The 18,800-nt window shown below is 47.6% G+C and carries 14 protein-coding genes; 11 read left to right on the top strand and 3 right to left on the bottom strand.

Annotated elements, in window-relative coordinates:
* Positions 1-7 precede the first annotated feature (7 nt).
* Both AR688_RS20645 and AR688_RS11485 read right to left on the bottom strand, forming a co-directional pair.
* Positions 8-1,531, bottom strand: a complete 1,524-nt coding sequence (locus AR688_RS20645) for a PoNe immunity protein domain-containing protein (protein ID WP_197412205.1) — start codon at positions 1,529-1,531, stop codon at positions 8-10.
* A gap of 45 nt (positions 1,532-1,576) precedes the next feature.
* Positions 1,577-2,089 carry a hypothetical protein gene (locus tag AR688_RS11485; protein ID WP_156420283.1) on the bottom strand — a complete coding sequence of 171 codons (513 nt, stop codon included), beginning with the start codon at positions 2,087-2,089 and terminating at the stop codon, positions 1,577-1,579.
* Positions 2,090-2,260: 171 nt separating this feature from the next.
* Between AR688_RS11485 and AR688_RS11480 the strand changes: the two genes are divergently transcribed.
* The 9 genes from AR688_RS11480 (at position 2,261) to AR688_RS11440 (ending at position 13,945) form a co-directional block, all read left to right on the top strand.
* On the top strand, positions 2,261-2,554 hold the full coding sequence (locus AR688_RS11480; protein WP_068233546.1) for a hypothetical protein: 294 nt from the start codon (positions 2,261-2,263) through the stop codon (positions 2,552-2,554).
* A gap of 282 nt (positions 2,555-2,836) precedes the next feature.
* The gene (locus AR688_RS11475; protein WP_068233542.1) at positions 2,837-4,336 is read left to right on the top strand and encodes a type I restriction-modification system subunit M; all 1,500 of its coding nucleotides are present in this window, start codon (positions 2,837-2,839) and stop codon (positions 4,334-4,336) included.
* Entirely contained in the window at positions 4,333-5,208 is an 876-nt protein-coding gene (locus AR688_RS11470; RefSeq protein ID WP_068233539.1) for a hypothetical protein, read from the top strand. The genes AR688_RS11475 and AR688_RS11470 overlap by 4 nt, the downstream gene beginning before the upstream one ends.
* A complete protein-coding gene (locus AR688_RS11465; RefSeq protein WP_068233533.1) occupies positions 5,205-6,686 on the top strand; it encodes a type I restriction-modification system subunit M in 1,482 nt (493 codons plus the stop codon). Before AR688_RS11470 ends, AR688_RS11465 begins: the two co-directional genes overlap by 4 nt.
* The gene (locus tag AR688_RS11460; protein ID WP_068233530.1) at positions 6,683-7,870 is read left to right on the top strand and encodes a restriction endonuclease subunit S; all 1,188 of its coding nucleotides are present in this window, start codon (positions 6,683-6,685) and stop codon (positions 7,868-7,870) included. The genes AR688_RS11465 and AR688_RS11460 overlap by 4 nt, the downstream gene beginning before the upstream one ends.
* Before the next feature lie 8 nt (positions 7,871-7,878).
* Entirely contained in the window at positions 7,879-10,941 is a 3,063-nt protein-coding gene (locus tag AR688_RS11455; RefSeq protein ID WP_068233527.1) for a type I restriction endonuclease subunit R, read from the top strand.
* 319 nt (positions 10,942-11,260) lie between these two features.
* The gene (locus AR688_RS11450; RefSeq protein ID WP_068233526.1) at positions 11,261-11,656 is read left to right on the top strand and encodes a VOC family protein; all 396 of its coding nucleotides are present in this window, start codon (positions 11,261-11,263) and stop codon (positions 11,654-11,656) included.
* A 242-nt stretch (positions 11,657-11,898) separates the two neighbouring features.
* Positions 11,899-12,873 (top strand): DUF1852 domain-containing protein, encoded by a 975-nt coding sequence (locus tag AR688_RS11445; protein ID WP_068233525.1) that lies wholly within the window; start codon positions 11,899-11,901, stop codon positions 12,871-12,873.
* A gap of 22 nt (positions 12,874-12,895) precedes the next feature.
* Positions 12,896-13,945 carry a methionine synthase gene (locus AR688_RS11440; protein WP_068233524.1) on the top strand — a complete coding sequence of 350 codons (1,050 nt, stop codon included), beginning with the start codon at positions 12,896-12,898 and terminating at the stop codon, positions 13,943-13,945.
* Positions 13,946-13,955: 10 nt separating this feature from the next.
* On the opposite strand, the gene AR688_RS11435 is transcribed toward AR688_RS11440, so the two are convergent.
* A complete protein-coding gene (locus AR688_RS11435; RefSeq protein ID WP_068233518.1) occupies positions 13,956-14,462 on the bottom strand; it encodes a hypothetical protein in 507 nt (168 codons plus the stop codon).
* A gap of 209 nt (positions 14,463-14,671) precedes the next feature.
* On the opposite strand from AR688_RS11435, the gene AR688_RS11430 reads away from it, so the two are divergent.
* Entirely contained in the window at positions 14,672-17,632 is a 2,961-nt protein-coding gene (locus AR688_RS11430; RefSeq protein ID WP_231732045.1) for an MHYT domain-containing protein, read from the top strand.
* The gene (locus tag AR688_RS11425) at positions 17,632-18,612 is read left to right on the top strand and encodes a response regulator (protein WP_197412204.1); all 981 of its coding nucleotides are present in this window, start codon (positions 17,632-17,634) and stop codon (positions 18,610-18,612) included. The genes AR688_RS11430 and AR688_RS11425 overlap by 1 nt, the downstream gene beginning before the upstream one ends.
* The last annotated feature ends 188 nt before the right edge of the window (positions 18,613-18,800 follow it).

Below are 18,800 nucleotides of genomic sequence, written 5' to 3'. Positions count from 1 at the left end.
CCTGGTGCTATAAACCCAGTCTGGTGAAGGGCGGCGCACCCGCGCGGGCGTAAGCCACCAGCTCTTTCGGGTAAACCATATGCTCTATGCTGCTGTCGTCTATACCGTAAAGAAAGGCAATAGCGGCAGCTTCAAAAGCCCAATACCCGACATAACTGCCTTCATCGCCCCAGGAATGGGCATCATACCAGGCAGCTTCTTCAAATGCCGGATACCACTGATTACAATACTGTTGCAGCAGCTCAGAGGCCTGCTGCTTGTCCGGCGCATAAATAGACTGGATCAGCGGGGTATAAACCTCGTGATACCACTCATCTACGTCATGGCGTTGTGGCAGCAGTTTTTTGAGTAAATCTTCATATAAGGTGTCTTCAGCGGCATAGCCAGCGTTGTCCAGTAAGCTGACAAAGCGCTGCAGTAAATCGGTGCGCTGCAACAAAATACACAGGCTGATCACCTGCACGGCTTCTTCGTAGTGCTCCAGGTCATCATCTATGGCCAGAGGTGGAATATTTGCCATTTGCTCATAATGTGCCAGTGCTAGCTGGTGCTGCTCATAACTGCCAATTAGTCTTTCAAGGTAAGGTGGCAAGGATGCAATGGCTTCACCGGCGGTATACCTCAGTAGTAACTCATCCAGATGGGCGCTTTGAATATCGCGGGCTTTACGGGCCTGATCCTCCGCTGTTGGGTCGGCCTGCATGAGATTATCACGCCAATAGTCTTCCACCGTATTGCAATGTGACAGCATTGCCCGGTATAGCTGGGCACTGATAAACTTTTGCCGGCGCGCGGCAATAAAAGCATCATCCGGTGTCATAGCGGCTTGGCTGCGTTGTAATAGCGCTAGCTTATCCGCATCCGCCACGGTATTAACTTCAGCAGCTACGGCTGCGCGTTCAGCCTGACGCTGTGCTTCATGCTGGGCATTGATCTGGTTTAGTTTTTCCTGACTTGCATCGTTCAACCAGGCGGCATGTTCAGTACCTAACAAGGTAAAGCCCGGAAAACGGCTGGATTCATAGGCAATCAGCCGGCGCTGCTTGATCACTATGCCGTCGGTTACTTCTTCGCTGCGGTAATAGATATTGTCATACAGTTTGCCAGCGGCGAGCATGGGCGCTATATCGTCTTCTGCTACTGCTTCATAGTGGTCATCTGTTGTTTCGACATACACGTTTAGTAAACCGGCCATATCATTCGGTCGTGGTACTTGCCGTTGTTGATCAAAGCTAAGTGACAACTCCTTTGCAAAGGTGTGCGCCAGCTGGCCGCGAAACACCAAAAAAACATTGCCCAACATCACAGATACCACAGTGGTTGCCTGCCCGCCCAGCGTAACCGGCTGTGGCAGCCGGTACAGCTTGTCTGCCGGCACCAGACAAAACTCATCTGTGTCATGCTCTGCTGGTATGGGTTCGCAGGCATATAAGGCAGATTCCAGCTCTTTATCAGCCAGCAGATTAAAGTGTTGCCCGCGCCACAGCAGTTCATCCATAAAACGCTGGCTATAAGTTGAAAAAGTCGTCATACAGATTTTCTACGTTTAACCTAATTAAGTATTTTTTGTACCGTTTCAGCAATTCGCCAGGGCATTGCCGGCATCACAGGGCACAATATCGTTAAGCAGCGGCAGCTCAGCCACCACTTCATCACGGCATAGCAAGGAAACTGTTTTATCGCTGTGCCGGGTGTCAGTTACCAAAATACCACGCCCGTAAGGCGGGGTTTCCTCACCTTCGTAATAATCGAACAACATATAGTGGTAGTGGCCAATATTAAACGCCAGGGTTTTGCGGTCGACCTGATAGCGGAAGTAATGCGCAAAACGAAACTTTTCGATTGAATTAACGGCCGTTTTCGGAAATTCAAGTTCAATATTACCCGGCTTACCAAAACGGTAAGCCAGCGCCGATGCCTTTGACAAAGGCTGCGATGCACACAACGACACCACCTTGGCAGACTGTTCAATTTGGCATGAGAACAAGGTCATTTCTTCCGCACTGCAGTGGCTGGGCACCGCGGCTTGTATAGGCCCTGAGCAAACTACGGTTATTACCGTGGCACTAAGTAATAGTAACGCTTTCAAGCCGGGCATCCTTGTTAAATATTGCAGTGTCACCATAAGCCGGTGACTTTGTGCTGAATGATGAAACGCTTTATTTTACATCTGCCGTTAAGTATCGCAAAATAACGCCAGCTGTACCCACTTAAGGCCGTTAATAGCATTATTAAAGGCCTAACCTACCAAGGACAGGATATGACATTAGGCTGGACCATCTTCGCCTGCATCGCCACCTTTTTTGCCGCTTATATCGTGTTCGCTATTGGCTTTTATACGTCGATGGGGATACAGCAACGTAACCGTTTGCTGCACGCCTATATGCTAAGCGCCTGGGTATGGTTACCCGGCTCGGGCATAGTGGGCATAATTTTAGGCATTATTAACTACCAAAATGCAGCCGACACCAGCGGCTACTGGATCTTCACCCTACCGCTTATAGCACTGGCGGTGTATTTTGCTGGCTTTGTGTTGTTAAGCAAAAAGCCTTAGTACGAATACTATCTGGCTGCGTTATCTGGATACTTTGATGAAAACACCATGCAACTTGTGGATCCTTTCTGTTTTTTGGTACATCAGCCGATGAACCTTTATTAGATGTAACCGACTTTAAAGTGGCTCAGCATATCAAGGGCAATAACGACGATGTGAAAGCTGAACGCCCTGAAATAAAAAAATACTGAAGAGTAAATTCACTGTGTATTACAGCGTTGAAGAGCTGTACAGTATTCTGTTTAACCCCATTGCTATTTCATAACAAGAATTGAGTTGTAGATGACATTGATTAACTTGAAGGATCTGGAAGCACATCTATGGCATGCCGCGCACATTATTACCGGCCCCATCGATGCATCAGACTACAAGACTTATATATTTCCGGTACTGTTCTTTAAGCGCATTTGCGATGTGTATGACGAAGAATTTGATGATGCCATGAAGCAGGTGGCTGATGAAGAGTTAGCCCGTGGCGACATGTTCCACCGCATTAAAATTCCAGCCGAAGCACACTGGAGCCAGGTATTTGCTAAAACCAAAGATATTGGTCAGGCACTTAAAGATGCCTTTCGTACTATCGAAGTAGCTAACCCACACTTATATGGCATTTTCGGTGATGCCAGTTGGACTAACAAAGAACGCTTGTCAGACGAGCTGCTATCAACCTTACTGAATCACTTTAATAAGGTGAATTTAGGCGTGGCTAGCGTGCGTGATGATGACATGGGCCGCGCCTATGAGTACCTGATTAAACGCTTTGCCGACAAAGCCAATAAAAAGGCCGGTGAGTTCTACACGCCTCGTACTATTATTCGCTTAATGGTAAACGTGCTGGACCCGGTTGCCGGTGAAAGTGTGTACGACCCGGCCTGTGGTACGGGCGGTATGTTGCTGGAGACCATTCACCATGTTCAAGAAAACGGCGGTGATCCACGCCTGCTAAAAATCAAAGGCCAGGAAAAAAACCTGACAACCGAGGCTATTGCTCGGATGAACCTGTTCTTACACGGCCAGGAGGATTTTCAGATTTTGCGGGGCGATACACTGCGTGACCCTAAATTTGTCGTTAATGATCAGCTGGAAGCCTTTGATTGTGTTATTGCCAATCCGCCTTTTAGCTTAAAAGAGTGGGGTTATGACAAATGGCAAAATGACCAATATGGTAGAAAGCAATATGGCCTGGCCCCACAAACTAATGGCGATTTTGCCTGGGTGCAGCATATGCTGGCGTCACTTAACAGCAAAGGTCGCATGGCAGTAGTATTACCGCACGGTGTGCTATTTCGCGGTGCTGCCGAAGGTGTTATCAGAACAGCACTACTTAAGCAAAATAAAATAGAGGCCATTATTGGCCTGGCCAGCAACTTGTTCTACGGCACAGGCATTCCGGCCTGTATTCTGGTACTGCGGCAAAACCGGCCTGCAGAACATAACAATCATGTGCTTATTATTAACGCCGAAGAAATCTACACCAAAGGCCGTGCGCAAAATACTCTTAGCAATGACCAGTCTGATGAAATTTACCGCATCTATCATCAGCAATATTTGACCGGCACCAAGGCAGATGAAATTGAAGGCGTTGCCCGCTGGGTAAGCCTTAATGAAATTGCCGAAAACGACTTTAACCTGAATATTGCGCGCTACGTGCAAAAGCCATTGGAAGAAGAAAGCATTACCGTAGAAGAGGCATTGAAAGATTTTCAGAAAAAGCTCGCTGCGCTGGAAAGAGCTGAAGAAGAGCTTGAAGCCCTTCTTATAGAAGAGGGGTTCGAAATATGAAGTTAGAGAAGGCATATGCAGAAGATATCAAGTTAAATATCACTGCAGAAGAAGCTGATCGACAGTTTTCAGCTGGCGTTGTTAAATCCAAATTTAGTTTTCAGTGTCCGGATGAACACTGTAGCGCGCCAGTCACATGTGCTAATTTAGAACGCCCCAAAGATAAGAGAAAGCGCGATCCATATTATAAAGTCGTTGGTGAACATAGTCCTAATTGCGACATAGCAAAGGATATTGAGAAGCAGAAAAAACGAACAAATTCGAAAACGGACATTTATAGTGATAGCGATGAATACATTGATAATGCTATTCGTCTTAATTTACAGCCCCCCAGCACCAAAAGACCTGTGTCTATGGGAGATACACGAGTTACTTCGGACACTGACGGAAAAGCAAGACAAGGCAACACCGAAGAGTCAGGTAAGCGAAAAATTCAACGTTCAAAAACGCTATCATCACTAATAGATGCTTTTTTAGCGCATGAATCACACACGATACAGCTTCCGGAGGTCGGCGTAATTAACATCAGAGACTTCTTTGTTGAAATTAATGGTCAGGACTTATCTGAGTTAGAAGATGAATTTCGAATTTATTACGGTAAAGCTTGGTTTAATAAAAAAGAAAATGGATATTCCATAGTCTTTGATAAAACACTCACTTCTGCAGAAATTACTAAGAGACCATCAATTTACATGCCGCTCGATAAGCTTGTAGAGTCTGGCTTTAAACGCTTTAAGGTTAATGAACTGGAAAGACTGGCCGACAAGAAACCCAAAACGGTCTTCATCCTTTCGCAGGCAGGCCCCCAGTTAAGAAATGGCTATATAAACATCTGGTGTGATGGTCCTGAATATTTGGATTACCGTCTATGAACAGAAAAAATTTAGAAGATTTACTCTGGGGCGCAGCTGAATTTCTACGCGGCCAAATTGACGCCTCAGATTACAAGCAGTACATCTTCCCGCTGTTGTTTTACAAGCGTTTGTCTGACGTTTACTTAGAAGAGTATGTTGAGGCATTCGAAGCGCATGATGGTGATGCCGACTACGCAGCATTGCCCATGTATCACCGTTTTGATATTCCGGTGGAAGCCCGCTGGGAAAAGGTACGCCATACCAGTAAAAATATTGGTGAAGCCATTCAAACAGCACTTAGGTTAATTGAAGCCAATAATCCGCGTTTGCATGGTGTGTTTGGTGATGCGCAGTGGACTAACAAAGAGCGCCTGCCTGATCATCTATTGGCCGATTTAATTGAACACTTCAGTAAAATTCCATTGGGTATTAAATCGGTTAAACAAGATGACCTTGGCGAAGCCTACGAATACCTAATTAAAAAGTTTGCTGACGATTCTGGCCACACAGCTGCCGAGTTTTATACCAACCGCACTGTTGTGCATTTAATGACACGCATTATGCAGCTTAAACCCGGCGAAACCGCCTACGACCCAACCTGTGGTACTGGTGGCATGCTTCTAAATGCGGTGATGGACTTACGCTCAGACGGTAAAGAATGGCGTAGCGTTAAGTTGTTCGGCCAGGAAGTAAACCTGCTTACCTCAGCTATCGCCCGTATGAACATGTTTTTACATGATATCGAAGAGTTTGAAGTGCTGCGTGGCGATACCCTGGCAGAGCCTAAATTTATCGAAAACGACCAGCTAAAGCAGTTCGATGTAATCTTTGCCAACCCGCCGTACTCCATTAAAAAGTGGAACCGCGACAAATTTGCTGCCGACCCTTATGGCCGCAATTTATTTGGTGTACCGCCGCAAGGCTGTGCCGACTATGCGTTTTACACCCATATCATCAAGAGTCTAAAAGCAGATACTGGCAGAGCTGCCATGCTGTGGCCACACGGCGTGTTGTTCCGTGACTCTGAGCAGGCTATTCGAAAGCAGGTAATTGAGTCTGACATTATCGAAGCAGTAATTGGCCTTGGGCCAAACCTGTTCTATAACTCACCGATGGAATCTTGTGTAGTAGTGCTTAACTGCAACAAGCCAGCCGAGCGTAAAAACAAGGTGCTGTTTATCAACGGCGTTGAGCATGTTACCCGCGAACGGGCGCATAGCCGCTTATCGGATGATGACCTCGCAGTGCTGTGCGAAGCCTATTTCGAGCCGGAAAAGCAAAGCGATATTACCGCACTGGTTGATATCGATACTATTAAAGAAAACCTCTACAACCTGTCGATTCCGCTTTATGTGCAAACCAAAGACGATGAGGAAGTGCATGATATTGAGCATGCGGTAGAGACTTGGAAAATTAGCAGGGTGCTGTTGAAGAAACAGACCAATAAACTACTCCAAAGCCTCGCGCAGTTGGGTTACGAGGTAGAAAAAAAATGAATGATAAACAAACTGTTAAATTCGGTGATATTTATCGCGAAGTAAAATTAACCACCAAAGATCCAGTTGCTGATGGTTACGAGCGTTATATTGGCCTAGAGCATTTGGATACTGGCTCGCTAAAAATAAAGCGGTGGGGAAGCATCGCAGAAGACAATCCAAGCTTTAATCGTGTTTTCAAAAAGGGACAAATATTATTCGGTAAACGACGTCCTTACTTAAAAAAAGCTGCGATAGCCGAATTCGACGGAATTTGTTCTGGTGACATCATTGTTATGGAGCCTAGAAAAAATACGACAATTTCACATGGCATTATAAAGCATATAGTTCAGTCTGAAGTTGTATGGAATTGGGCAGTTTTAAATTCTTCTGGTTCTCTTTCACCAAGAACAAATTTCTCTGTGCTCTCGAAGCTGAATATATCTATTCCACATTTCCCTCAAGAAGTTTGCATATCTGTTTTGGATGCAGCAGAGGATTCTTTGCGTAAGTCTGAAAATTTATTAGAAGAGTTAAGTAAGGCAAAAATTCGCACGGCTTACGCGCTAATGCTTGAGGGTAATTGGTATCGACAATTATTTGGACCATTGAGGGTTAATGTTCCCCAAGGATGGCAGATACTGAGAGTGGGCGACGTTCTTAAAGATACTCAATATGGGTTATCTGACTCGCTGGAGGCAACTGGGCGCTATCCCGTGCTTCGTATGATGAATATTACAAATGGATACGTAGATCCGAATGATCTAAAGTATTTAGATTATTCTATCGAGGAAGCAAGAAAGTACTTGTTAAATTATGGAGACATAGTTTTCAATAGAACCAACAGCATGGAGTGGGTTGGAAGAACAGGAATATTCGAGCTGAAAGAGGACTATCTATTTGCTTCCTACTTAATCCGTTTAGTCGCTGATACTGAAAAGCTAACTCCATATTATCTGACTCAGTATTTAAATCTTCCCTTAGTTCAATATAGGTTAAAAGCTTTTGCTACTCCCGGGGTTAGCCAAGCAAACATAAATCCTGGTAGTTTGAAAAGTTTGCCAATCCTTGTTCCTCCTCCTGAGAGAATAATAGAGATAGAAAAAGTTCTTCGCGAATTTGATAGGCAAATTGATGTTTTGAAAGAGCATTATAAAAAGATGTTTAATTTATTTGCAGGTGTTAAATCAAAATACTTCGAGTAGGTAACTTAATGTTTAACGAACAAACTGTCACGGAAAATGGAATTATCGACCGCTTAAAGGGTTTAAGCGGGGTAAATTGGACTTACTGCCACGGTGATAGCCTGCCAAAGCAAGCACACGATATCTTTGTTGATGAGTGGCTAAAAGACGCGCTTTGTTCGTTAAACCCTGATATCGCTAAACAGCCGGACCTGGCGGACGAGGTTATTTATAAACTTCGTGGCGTTATTCTGGAGGCCAAGCATACCGGCCTGGTAAAAGCCAACGAAAACTTTCAGGAATGGCTGTTGGCAGAGAAAAGCCTACCCTTTGGTGAAAATGGCGACCATATCACCATTAACCTGATTGATTTTGACGATATCAAAAACAACCATTTTGTCGTGTCGCAGCAGGTGCATTATATCGCTGCCACTGAAGTGTATTTTGATGTTGTGCTGTACGTTAATGGCATCCCGTTGGTGGTGGGTGAAGTAAAAACTGCCACCCGGCCAAGTGTTAGCTGGCAAGACGGTGCCGCTGATTTTATGGGTGGTAAAAAGCACTACTGGCAAAATGTAGCGCCATTTTTTGTGCCTAACCTGCTGTGCTTTGCCAGTGAAGGTAAAACCTTTGCTTATGGTGCTATTAATGCTGGCCCTAAAGACTGGGGGCCGTGGCATAACACTGATTTACGCGATGACATTTTACCCGGCCTGCAAACTGTACTTAACAGTGCTGAGGGTTTACTAAATCCGGTTACCTTATTGCAGCTGCTGGAATCGTTCGCGTTGTTTTCAACGGTTAAAACCGGAAAAAACACGCCACCTAAACGCATAAAAATATTACCGCGTTACCCGCAGTTTGAAGCCGCTAAGCAAATTGTGGAGCGGGTGCGCCGTGGCTACCCGAAAAAAGGCCTTATCTGGCACTTCCAGGGCTCTGGTAAGTCATTATTAATGCTGTATGCCGCTAAGATGCTGCGGGCAGATAACCAGTTGAAAAACCCGACTGTGTTGGTAGTGGTAGACCGGCGAGATTTAGATAGCCAAATCAGTGAAACCTTTGGCGGTGCCGACGTTAAAAACCTGATTAAAGTGCAAAGCTGCAAAAAGCTTGGTGAGTATATCGAGCAAGATAGCCGGGGTATTTTAATTACCACCATCTTCAAATTTAAAGATGTTGAAATCGACGAAGCCAATAAAAAAGGCCTGAACGATCGCGACAATATCATTGTGCTGGTCGATGAAGCGCACCGCACCCAAGAAGGGGGTTTAGGTGACAAAATGCGCTGGGCGCTGCCTAATGCCCATTTTTACGGTTTAACCGGTACACCTATTTCAGGTATAGATCGCAATACCTTTAAGTTATTTGGTGCCGAAGACGACCCTGGTCGTTACATGAACCGTTATAGCTATAAGCAGTCTATCCGTGACGGTGCTACTAACCCGGTAAAGTTTGAACCACGCCTGGCAGAGCTTCGGGTAGACCGTGAAGCAATAGACAAAGAGTTTGAAGCCTTAGCCGCCGCCAACAACCTGGACGAAGAAGAAAAAGCTGAGCTGTCTAAACGTGCTGGCAAACTGGCTATTATGCTAAAAGCGCCTAAACGTATGGCTGCAGTTAGCGCCGATATTGCCGAGCACTTTACCTGCCACGTTAAGCCGAAAAAGATGAAGGCTATGGTGGTGGTGTACGACCGTGATGCCTGTGTGCAGATGTATTACTTGCTGGGTGAAAGGCTCGGGTTTGATGCTGTTGAAGTGGTGATGAATATTGACCAAGCCCCAATTAAAGCGCCAGACGGTGATAAGAAAGGCAAGGTTAATAAAGACTGGCGCAAATGGCATGATGATTTAAAGCTGCCGGTTAAACAGAGTGACTTTGAACGCTGGCAAAGCATCGATGACGATGAGCAAAAGCAAAAAGATCTGATAGAAACCTACAAAGACCCAAAACAGCCGCTGCAGTTACTTATCGTAACAGCCAAGCTACTAACCGGCTTTGATGCACCTATCTGCTATTGCATGTACTTAGATAAACCATTACGTGACCATACCCTGTTACAGGCTATGTGCCGCACTAACCGGCTGTATCAGAACGATGAAACCCGTAAACAAATGGGCCTGATCATCGACTACCTCGGCGTATTTGAAAACCTGCGCACGGCACTGGCGTACAACCCGGAAGAAATTGAAGGCGTAGTGGAAGGCATTGAAGCCTTTAAAGCCCTATTGCCGCTGCAGCTAGAAAAGTGCTTGGCCTTCTTTCCAAATGTTGACCGAAGTCTTGAAGGTTTTGAGGGCATTATGACCGCGCAAGAGTGCCTGCCTACCAATGAAAAACGCGACGAATTTGCTGCAGCCTTTGGCGTAGTCGCCAAACTATGGTCGGCAATTAACCCTGACCCATTCTTAAACACCTACCGCAAAGATTACAAATGGCTGGCGCAGATTTATGAATCAGTGCGCCCAGTCGGCCAAACCGGCGCATTAGTTTGGGCAGCATTAGGCCCAGAAACCATTCAGCTTATACACCAGCATACCGATATTAATCGCATCCGGGATGATATCGATGAGCTGGTAATGGATGAGCACGCCATCTTTACCCTGACAGATAAAGAGCAAGAACAGCGGGCGCGTAAATTAGAAATCGACCTGATGGGTCGCCTACGTGGCAGTCACGACCCTAAATTCGTTGCGTTGGGCGAACGGTTAGAGAAACTACGTCAAGACTACGAAGCCGGAGTTATCAAAGCCATAGACTGGCTAAAAGGCCTTTTAGACGCAGCCAAAGACACCGTACAGGCTGAGCGCGAAAGTGGCGATAAAGTTGTTACACAGGAAGATAATAAACAAGCACTAACCAAACTCTTTCTAGAAACCCGGCCTGAGACCACGCCTAAGCTAATTGGCGACGTAGTAGAGCAAATCGACAAAATAGTAAAAGCAACCCGCTTCGACGGCTGGCAAAACTCCAACAGCGGCCCGCGTGAGATACAGAAAGCCCTGCTACTAACGCTGGCACAGTTCGGCTTGGGCAAAGACAAAGAGTTGTTCACCAAGGCATACGCGTATATTGAAGAGCATTATTAATGTTTACTTTTCACGTAATACAAAGCAAAGGCTTATTTCCAAAGTAGGGTTATCGGGGACAGAACAAAATTAACCTGCTTTGCTACTTTTCGAGCAGCCTCGCCCTTGTGGCGCAGCCTCTTGCTGCTGACGCTGAGATAACCAGAACAGAAATTTCAGTTATGTAAAACAATAGCCTAAGAAAAATTACTAAAATCCTGCCAAACGCTCGTCGATCTTATCCGTCACCATCCGACTAAGTACCGTGAGTTAATCACTGCTACCTTTACTGCAGCATCAGCTGGCTGTGCAAGGTATTGCCAAATTTAGGAGCAACGCGATGAAATTTAACCCGGTAGTACATTTTGAAATTTACGTAGAAAATATGCAGCGCGCCATAGCGTTTTATCAGGCGCTGTTTGATATCAAGCTGGAACACATGCCGTCACCCACGCCGGAGGTTGAGATGGAGATGTGGTTCTTCCCAATGGATAAAGAAAACGGCATGAGTTATTACGGTGCCGGCGGCAGCCTGGTAAAAATGGATGGTTTTACCCCCGGCGGCGGTGGCACCTTGGTGTATTTTGGCTGCGAGGATTGTGCAGTACAGGCTGAGCGCGCAGCAGCCAATGGCGGCAGTATACAGCAGCCGAAAATGTCGATTGGTGAACATGGCTTTTGCGCCGTGGTGCGCGACTGTGAAGGTAATTTAATCGGCCTGCACTCGATGGCATAAGTTAGCCAACGCATTTACATACCAGCCGCCCCTTTTACTCAGGGGGCGTTGCTGACCGCAGCATCTGATATCCCGTCATCCTCCTGCTAAGCGTTCGTTACGGCTTAACTATGACTTTTACTCATGGGTTAATGAAATAATATCATTTTTATTCATGCAGCCCCGGGTGTATAAATTACACATGGCTTTAAGTCTAGACGTCTAGATGTTTTTTCGACGGTTAGCACAGGGGATAGCAGAGCATGAACAAAGATTTCACTTTTACCATTAAGCGTATTCGGTTCGATGAACATTATCAGCCGGCGGACAGTACCCGTATCACCACTAACTTTGCTAACCTGGCAAGAGGTGAGTGCCGCCAGCAGAATTTGCGTAACGCTTTAACGATGATTAACAACCGTTTTAACGCCTTAGCGCAATGGGATAACCCCAAAGGCGATCGTTACTCTGTCGAGCTGGACATCGTTTCGGTTGATGTGGACATTGACGGCAATGGCTCAAGTTTCCCGTCGATTGAAGTATTAAAAACCAATATTGTTGATCATAAAACCAACGAGCGCATTGAAGGCATAGTGGGTAATAACTTTTCCTCTTATGTGCGGGACTATGATTTTAGCGTATTGCTGCTGGAGCATAATAAGCAGCAAGCCCAGTTCAGCATCCCGGAGAATTTTGGCGAGCTGCATGGCAAGCTGTTTAAATATTTCGTTAACTCAAGTGCTTACAAGCAGCATTTTAAAAAGCCGCCGGTTATCTGCCTGAGTGTATCGGATAACAAAACCTATCAGCGCACGGAAAACCAGCATCCGGTATTGGGAGTGGAGTACCTGGCAAACGAGTCGTCGTTAACCGAGCAGTATTTTAGAAAGATGGGCTTGCAGGTACGCTATTTTATGCCGGCAAACAGTGTCGCGCCCTTGGCCTTCCATTTCGTCGGTGACTTACTTAACGATTACACCAATCTTGAGCTGATTAGCACCATCAGCACCATGGAAACCTTTCAAAAAATTTACCGGCCGGAGATTTATAACGCCAATGCGGTTGCAGGCAAAAGCTATAAACCGGATTTAAAAAATCAGGATCATTCCATTACGCAAATTGTGTATGACCGCGAAGAGCGCAGCAAGTTAGCTATAGCCCAGGGCCGGTTTGCTGAAGAGCACTTTATTAAACCGCACCGCGCAACGCTGGAACAATGGTCGGCTAACTACGCTTAATAACCCGGATAAAATACGAATTATGAACAAGCATTTACTACAAAAAGTATTATTACCTACCTCAACGGCCGGCAGTTTACCTAAACCATCCTGGCTGGCACAGCCGGAAACACTTTGGTCACCGTGGAAGTTGCAGGGTGAAGAACTCGCTGATGGCAAACAGGATGCGCTGCGGCTGTCGTTGCAACAGCAGCAACTGGCCGGCATTGATATTGTCAGTGATGGCGAGCAAACGCGGCAACACTTTGTCACCACCTTTATAGAACACTTAAGCGGTGTGGATTTTAACCAGCGTAAGACGGTCAGAATTCGTAACCGCTATGATGCCAGTGTACCCACAGTAGTGGGCCCGGTGTCGCGGCCAAAGCCGGTGTTTGTTGAAGATGCTAAGTTTTTACGCGCGCAAACCAGCCAGCCGATAAAATGGGCGCTGCCTGGCCCGATGACGATGATCGACACGCTGTACGATGACCATTATAAAAGCCGTGAGCAACTGGCGTGGGAATTTGCCAAGATACTGAACCAGGAAGCAAAAGACTTAGAAGCTGCCGGTGTGGATATTATTCAGTTTGATGAACCGGCCTTTAATGTGTTTTTTGATGAGGTCAATGAGTGGGGCATTAAGTGTTTAGAGCGCGCCATCGAAGGGCTTAAATGCGAAACGGCAGTACATATTTGCTATGGCTATGGCATTAAAGCCAATACCGATTGGAAAAAAACCTTGGGTTCCGAGTGGCGCCAATACGAAGCGGTATTCCCCAAACTGCAACAATCCAATATCGATATTATATCCTTGGAGTGCCACAACTCGCGGGTACCGCTTGAGCTACTGGAGCTTATCCGCGGTAAAAAAGTGATGGTAGGCGCCATTGATGTGGCAACTGACACCATAGAAACAGCGGAGCAAGTGGCGGCGACGCTGAGAAAAGCGCTGCAGTATGTCGATGCCGACAAGCTTTACCCCTGCACTAACTGTGGTATGGCGCCGTTATCCCGTGACGTTGCTACCGGCAAGCTGAATGCCTTAGCGGCAGGGGCAGAGATTGTGCGAAATGAATTACTGGCCAGATAACTAACAGCTGTTACAAAAACAGCGTTGGCTCTTTGTCTGTTGCCGCTGTTAGCTGATATTGCTGCACGGCATTTACTGTTTGCTTTTCGCGTTCTTTAGCTTCGCGGTTGCGGTTGGCTTCTGCTAACAGGCCTTCGAGAGCTTTGCCGAGTTTATCCAGCTTTGCATCTAAGGCGGCTATTTTACCGTCGCGCTCCGGGCTTTGTGGTTGCTGTTGCAGGGCTTCTTTTTCGGCCTGGGCTTCTTCTATTTTCTGCTGTATTTCATCGTACTTTTGCTTATCCAGCCCGATGCGGTTAGCCAGCATTTGCTCCATCAGCTGAGTTAAGAACGCTTCTTGCTGCTTGCTGGTTTCATCCTGCTGCTGCGGCGCTTGTTGTGTTGCCGGGGTTGCCGCAGTTGTGGCTATGCCGGCAATTTCTTGCCGCTGTGCGCTGCTGTCGAAAGCTTCGGTTTCTGGTTTTAACAACTGATATTGCAGCTGATAGTTATTGATACTAAGGCCTGACACTGTCATACGATGCGCTCCGCTGTGGCTGGAATGTTTGCCTGTACCGAAATAAAGCAGAAATTGTGCCAGTTGTTAACGCTGCGGCTTAGCAATAGCGCTGTAAGCGAGTCTGGCCGTTATTTGACGGAGGATACTGCTATACCAGCGCAACTGACATAGCCTTCTAGCTGTAATCTGTTAACATTTGCTCAAAGCATAAGCAGTGTAGGGTAGAAATGTTGGATTGGTTACGTCAGTGGTTTGAGCATCCGGCCGACCCTTTGCTGCTTGCCGGCAGTTATGACCCCAGCTTGGTGCTGCTGTCTTTTCTGATTGCGGTATTTTCTTCTGCGATTGCCATTCATATTACCGCCCAGGCTATCAGTGTTAAGAAAAAAAATCTGCGCCTGCTGATGCTGGGCAGCGGCAGTATTGCGCTGGGTGGCGGTGTCTGGTCGATGCATTTTATCGGTATGCTGGCGTTTGCCTTGTGTACCGGTGTCAGTTATCAGCCAGGTTTAACCTTTTTATCTATGATTCCCAGTATTGCCGCCTCCTGGGTAGCGCTTGACCTGATCAGTAAAAAGCAACTGCGTAGCTTACAACTGCTGAGCGGCGGCGTACTCGTGGGGGCCGGTATTGGTACCATGCATTATATGGGCATGGCAGCCATGCAGATGTCGGTGGCGCTGCGCTACGACTTGCCGATGTTTTTGTTGTCTATTCTGGTGGCGGTAGTGCTGGCCATTATTGCGCTATGGGTGCGCTTTGGCTTGCGCCGTTTTAATCTGGCACCGCACTGGCTTACGTTGCTAAGTAGTGTGGTGATGGGAGCGGCAATCAGCGGTATGCATTATACCGGTATGGCTGCAGCCCGTTTTGTACCGCCGCCGGGCTTTACAGCTATGAGCGACAACAACGATATTTCCTGGCAGCTGTCACTGGCGGTAGCTTTTATTACGCTGATGATCACTGGCCTGGTGGTGGCGGTGAATTTGCTGTTTAAATACCGCGAGCTGAACCAGCAGGTTAAGGCCAAAGAAATTCTGGCCAGAGATAATGAAGAAAAGTACCGCTCGTTAATCAGCAATATTCCCGGTGCGGCTTACCGTTGTTTGCACAATGACAACTGGGACATGTTGTTTATCAGCGATGCCGTTGAATTGTTGTCGGGTTACCCGCCCAGCGATTTTATGCTGCCATCGCCACAGCGCAGCTGGTCTGATTTAGTGCACCCGGCCGATAAAGCTACCACTACCCAGCTGGACTTGTATCAGGGCAGTTTTACGCTGGAATACCGCATCCGCCATCATGATGGCAGCTGGCGCTGGATTTTAGAGCACGGCGAAGCGATTAAATCAGACAACGGCGATATTATCTGGTTAGACGGCTTCTTAATGGATATCACCACCCGCAAACAGATGGAACAAGAGCTGGTATTGGCCAAAGATACGGCAGAGCAGGCTGCCGAAGCCCGTGCCGCCTTTTTAGCCAATATGAGCCATGAGATCCGCACACCAATGAATGCCATTATTGGTTTTAGCGATTTAATGCTGTCGGACGATTTACCCCCGCAGCAACATAAACACCTGCAAACCATCCACAGTGCTGCGCGCTCTTTGCTGCACCTGCTAAACGATATTCTTGACAGCGCCAAACTGGAAAAAGGCAAGCTGGAGCTTGAGTACACCGACTTTTCGTTACCGGCGCTGCTGGATACCGTGGTGTCTACTTTGTGGCTGCAGGCCCGCAAAAAACAACTGCAACTGACGCTGGAGCTGGACCCGGCGGCGGGCGAGTTTTATTACGGTGCGCCAGACCGGTTGCGCCAGGTGCTTACCAATCTGCTGGGCAATGCGATTAAATTTACTGAGCAGGGCAGTGTCAGGGTAAAAGTGCAGTTAAGTGCACCGTCAGAGCTGACATTCAGCATTGTTGATACTGGTATTGGTATTTCACCGCAGCGTTTGCCGTACATTTTTGACGCTTTTACTCAGGCTGATGCCTCAATGAGCCGCCGCTTCGGTGGTACCGGCCTTGGTACCACCATCAGTAAACAGTTAGTCGAGCTGATGGGCGGCCAGATCAGCGTACAAAGCACCGAAGACGTGGGTAGCTGTTTTAGCTTTACTGTACCGCTGCAACCGGGAGTGGCCCTGGTGCAACACAATACTGACCAGGCGCTGGCGCTGCCGGCGTTATCTGTGCTGATAACCGATGACATAGCGCAAAATCTGGAACTGCTGCAGCTGATGCTGGAACGCGCCGGGCATACGGTGGTTGCCGTGGCCGATGGCGAGCAAGCGGTAGCTGCAGTGCAACAGCAGCATTTTGATGTGGTACTGATGGATATTCAGATGCCGGTAATGGATGGCCTGGAGGCTTGCAGACTGATCCGCCAATGGGAACAGGCGCAGCAGCGTAAGCCGTTGCCGGTGATTGCGCTAACCGCCAGTGTACTGGATGAAGATAAGGTTGCCGCCAAAGAGGCTGGTATGCAGGGGTTCGCCAGCAAACCGGTTGATTTTGCTGTGCTAACTAACGAAATAGCACGGGTGCTGCAGCTTAATGCCGGCCCAACGGCTATTGTTGCAGCAGCAGAGCCTGCGGTATTGCAACTGCTGAATATGACAAAAGCGCTACAATTGTGGGGCTCGGTAGCACATTACCAGCAGCAGCTTGAGCAGTTTTTGCAACAGCAACAACCGATGCTGACAAAAGCGGCAGAGTATCTGCAGGCGCAGCGTTTTGACGAGTTGCAAAAAGTGGCGCATGCCATTAAAGGCGTAAGTGGTAACCTGGCATTAGAGCAACTGAGTAAGTTATGTGGTGAGTTAGAACAGGCTGCCCGGCAGCAACAGCATCAGCGGGCAGATAAAACCTTACAACAGATTATGCAAAACTGGCCGCAATATCAGGCGGCATGCCAGCAGTTGCAACAACAGGCCGGTAACGGTGCGGCGAAAACTCTGCAGCAGTTTGATGATAATGCACTGGCAGCGTTGCTTACCCCCCTGCACCTGGCGCTGCAGCGCCACGAGCTGGACGACAATGTACTAAAACAGCTGGAAATATACAGTGGTAAACACGAGACGCTGATCTTATCACTGCTGGATGCAGTAAATGATTTTGACTTTGCCCATGCTTTAGCGGTACTGGAGCAACTGCAACAGCATATCAATACAGGACAACACTGATGGCCGACAAGCAAACATTGTTGCTGGTAGATGATGAGCCAACCAACTTGCGGGTGCTGCGCACTATATTGCAGGACGACTATCGGCTGCTGTTTGCCAAAAGTGGTGAAGAGGCGCTGCAGTTAGTGCAACAGCAGCAGCCGGATCTGATTTTGCTGGATGTGATGATGCCGGGGATGACCGGCTACGATGTGTGCGCCCGCTTAAAAGCCAGCCCGGCGACCCAGCGGCTGCCGGTTATTTTTGTTACCGCGTTAAAAGACGAGATAGACGAAACCAAAGGCTTTGCGGTGGGGGCAGTAGATTACATTACCAAACCGGTATCACCTGCTGTAGTGAGGGCCAGGGTTAAAACCCATTTGTCGCTGGTACGCGCCGACGAGCTGAAACAAACCCGGCTGCAGGTTATTCAGCGCCTGGGCCGGGCGGCAGAATATAAAGATAACGAAACCGGCCTGCATGTTATGCGTATGAGCCACTACGCCCAGGTACTGGCACTGGCTTATGGTTTATCTGCGCACCAGGCAGAAGACTTACTGCACGCCGCGCCAATGCACGATATTGGCAAAATAGGCATCGCCGACAGTATTTTACTTAAGCCCGGCAAGCTTACTGCAGAAGAGTATCAGCAGATGCAACAACACCCGCTGATAGGCGCAGAAATTATCGGCGAATGTGATTCTGATCTGCTGCGTATGGCAAAAGTGGTGGCGCTGTATCATCACGAAAAATGGGATGGCAGCGGTTATCCGCATGGCCTGGCGGGCGAGGCTATTCCGCTTGAAGCCCGTATTGTGGCGGTGTCGGATGTATTTGATGCGCTAACCAGTGCGCGGCCGTATAAACAAGCCTGGGGTATTGAAGAAACACTGCAGTATATGCGGGCGCAAAAAGGCCTGCATTTTGAGCCCCGGCTGGTCGATTTGCTGGAGCAACACCTGCCTGACATTCTGGCTATCCGCCAACGCTGGGCCGAGTAGCCCGCTGCCTGCGGATTGCCGGAGCACTTCGCTGTCGTAAATCATTAATTTTACTGTAAGAAAACCATCATATAGCTACTGTACTGTAGCGGCGTTCCTGTTAGCAGGACGCAGTGCTACGGTAATTCTGAGTTATTGTCACCCGGGAGCACTGCACTTAGTCACCAATCCGATAATAACCGTGCGCG

Source organism: Rheinheimera sp. EpRS3 (assembly GCF_001513785.1).
Lineage (GTDB): Bacteria > Pseudomonadota > Gammaproteobacteria > Enterobacterales > Alteromonadaceae > Alishewanella.
This window is presented reverse-complemented; position numbering and strand designations above follow the sequence as displayed.

Coding starts and splice junctions, on each gene's coding strand:
- AR688_RS20645 (WP_197412205.1), bottom strand. CDS start 1,531: ATGACGACTTTTTCAACTTATAGCCAGCGTTTTATGGATGAACTGCTG.
- AR688_RS11460 (WP_068233530.1), top strand. CDS start 6,683: ATGAATGATAAACAAACTGTTAAATTCGGTGATATTTATCGCGAAGTA.
- AR688_RS11440 (WP_068233524.1), top strand. CDS start 12,896: ATGAACAAGCATTTACTACAAAAAGTATTATTACCTACCTCAACGGCC.
- AR688_RS11445 (WP_068233525.1), top strand. CDS start 11,899: ATGAACAAAGATTTCACTTTTACCATTAAGCGTATTCGGTTCGATGAA.
- AR688_RS11435 (WP_068233518.1), bottom strand. CDS start 14,462: ATGACAGTGTCAGGCCTTAGTATCAATAACTATCAGCTGCAATATCAG.
- AR688_RS11450 (WP_068233526.1), top strand. CDS start 11,261: ATGAAATTTAACCCGGTAGTACATTTTGAAATTTACGTAGAAAATATG.
- AR688_RS11425 (WP_197412204.1), top strand. CDS start 17,632: ATGGCCGACAAGCAAACATTGTTGCTGGTAGATGATGAGCCAACCAAC.
- AR688_RS11430 (WP_231732045.1), top strand. CDS start 14,672: ATGTTGGATTGGTTACGTCAGTGGTTTGAGCATCCGGCCGACCCTTTG.
- AR688_RS11455 (WP_068233527.1), top strand. CDS start 7,879: ATGTTTAACGAACAAACTGTCACGGAAAATGGAATTATCGACCGCTTA.
- AR688_RS11465 (WP_068233533.1), top strand. CDS start 5,205: ATGAACAGAAAAAATTTAGAAGATTTACTCTGGGGCGCAGCTGAATTT.
- AR688_RS11470 (WP_068233539.1), top strand. CDS start 4,333: ATGAAGTTAGAGAAGGCATATGCAGAAGATATCAAGTTAAATATCACT.
- AR688_RS11480 (WP_068233546.1), top strand. CDS start 2,261: ATGACATTAGGCTGGACCATCTTCGCCTGCATCGCCACCTTTTTTGCC.
- AR688_RS11475 (WP_068233542.1), top strand. CDS start 2,837: ATGACATTGATTAACTTGAAGGATCTGGAAGCACATCTATGGCATGCC.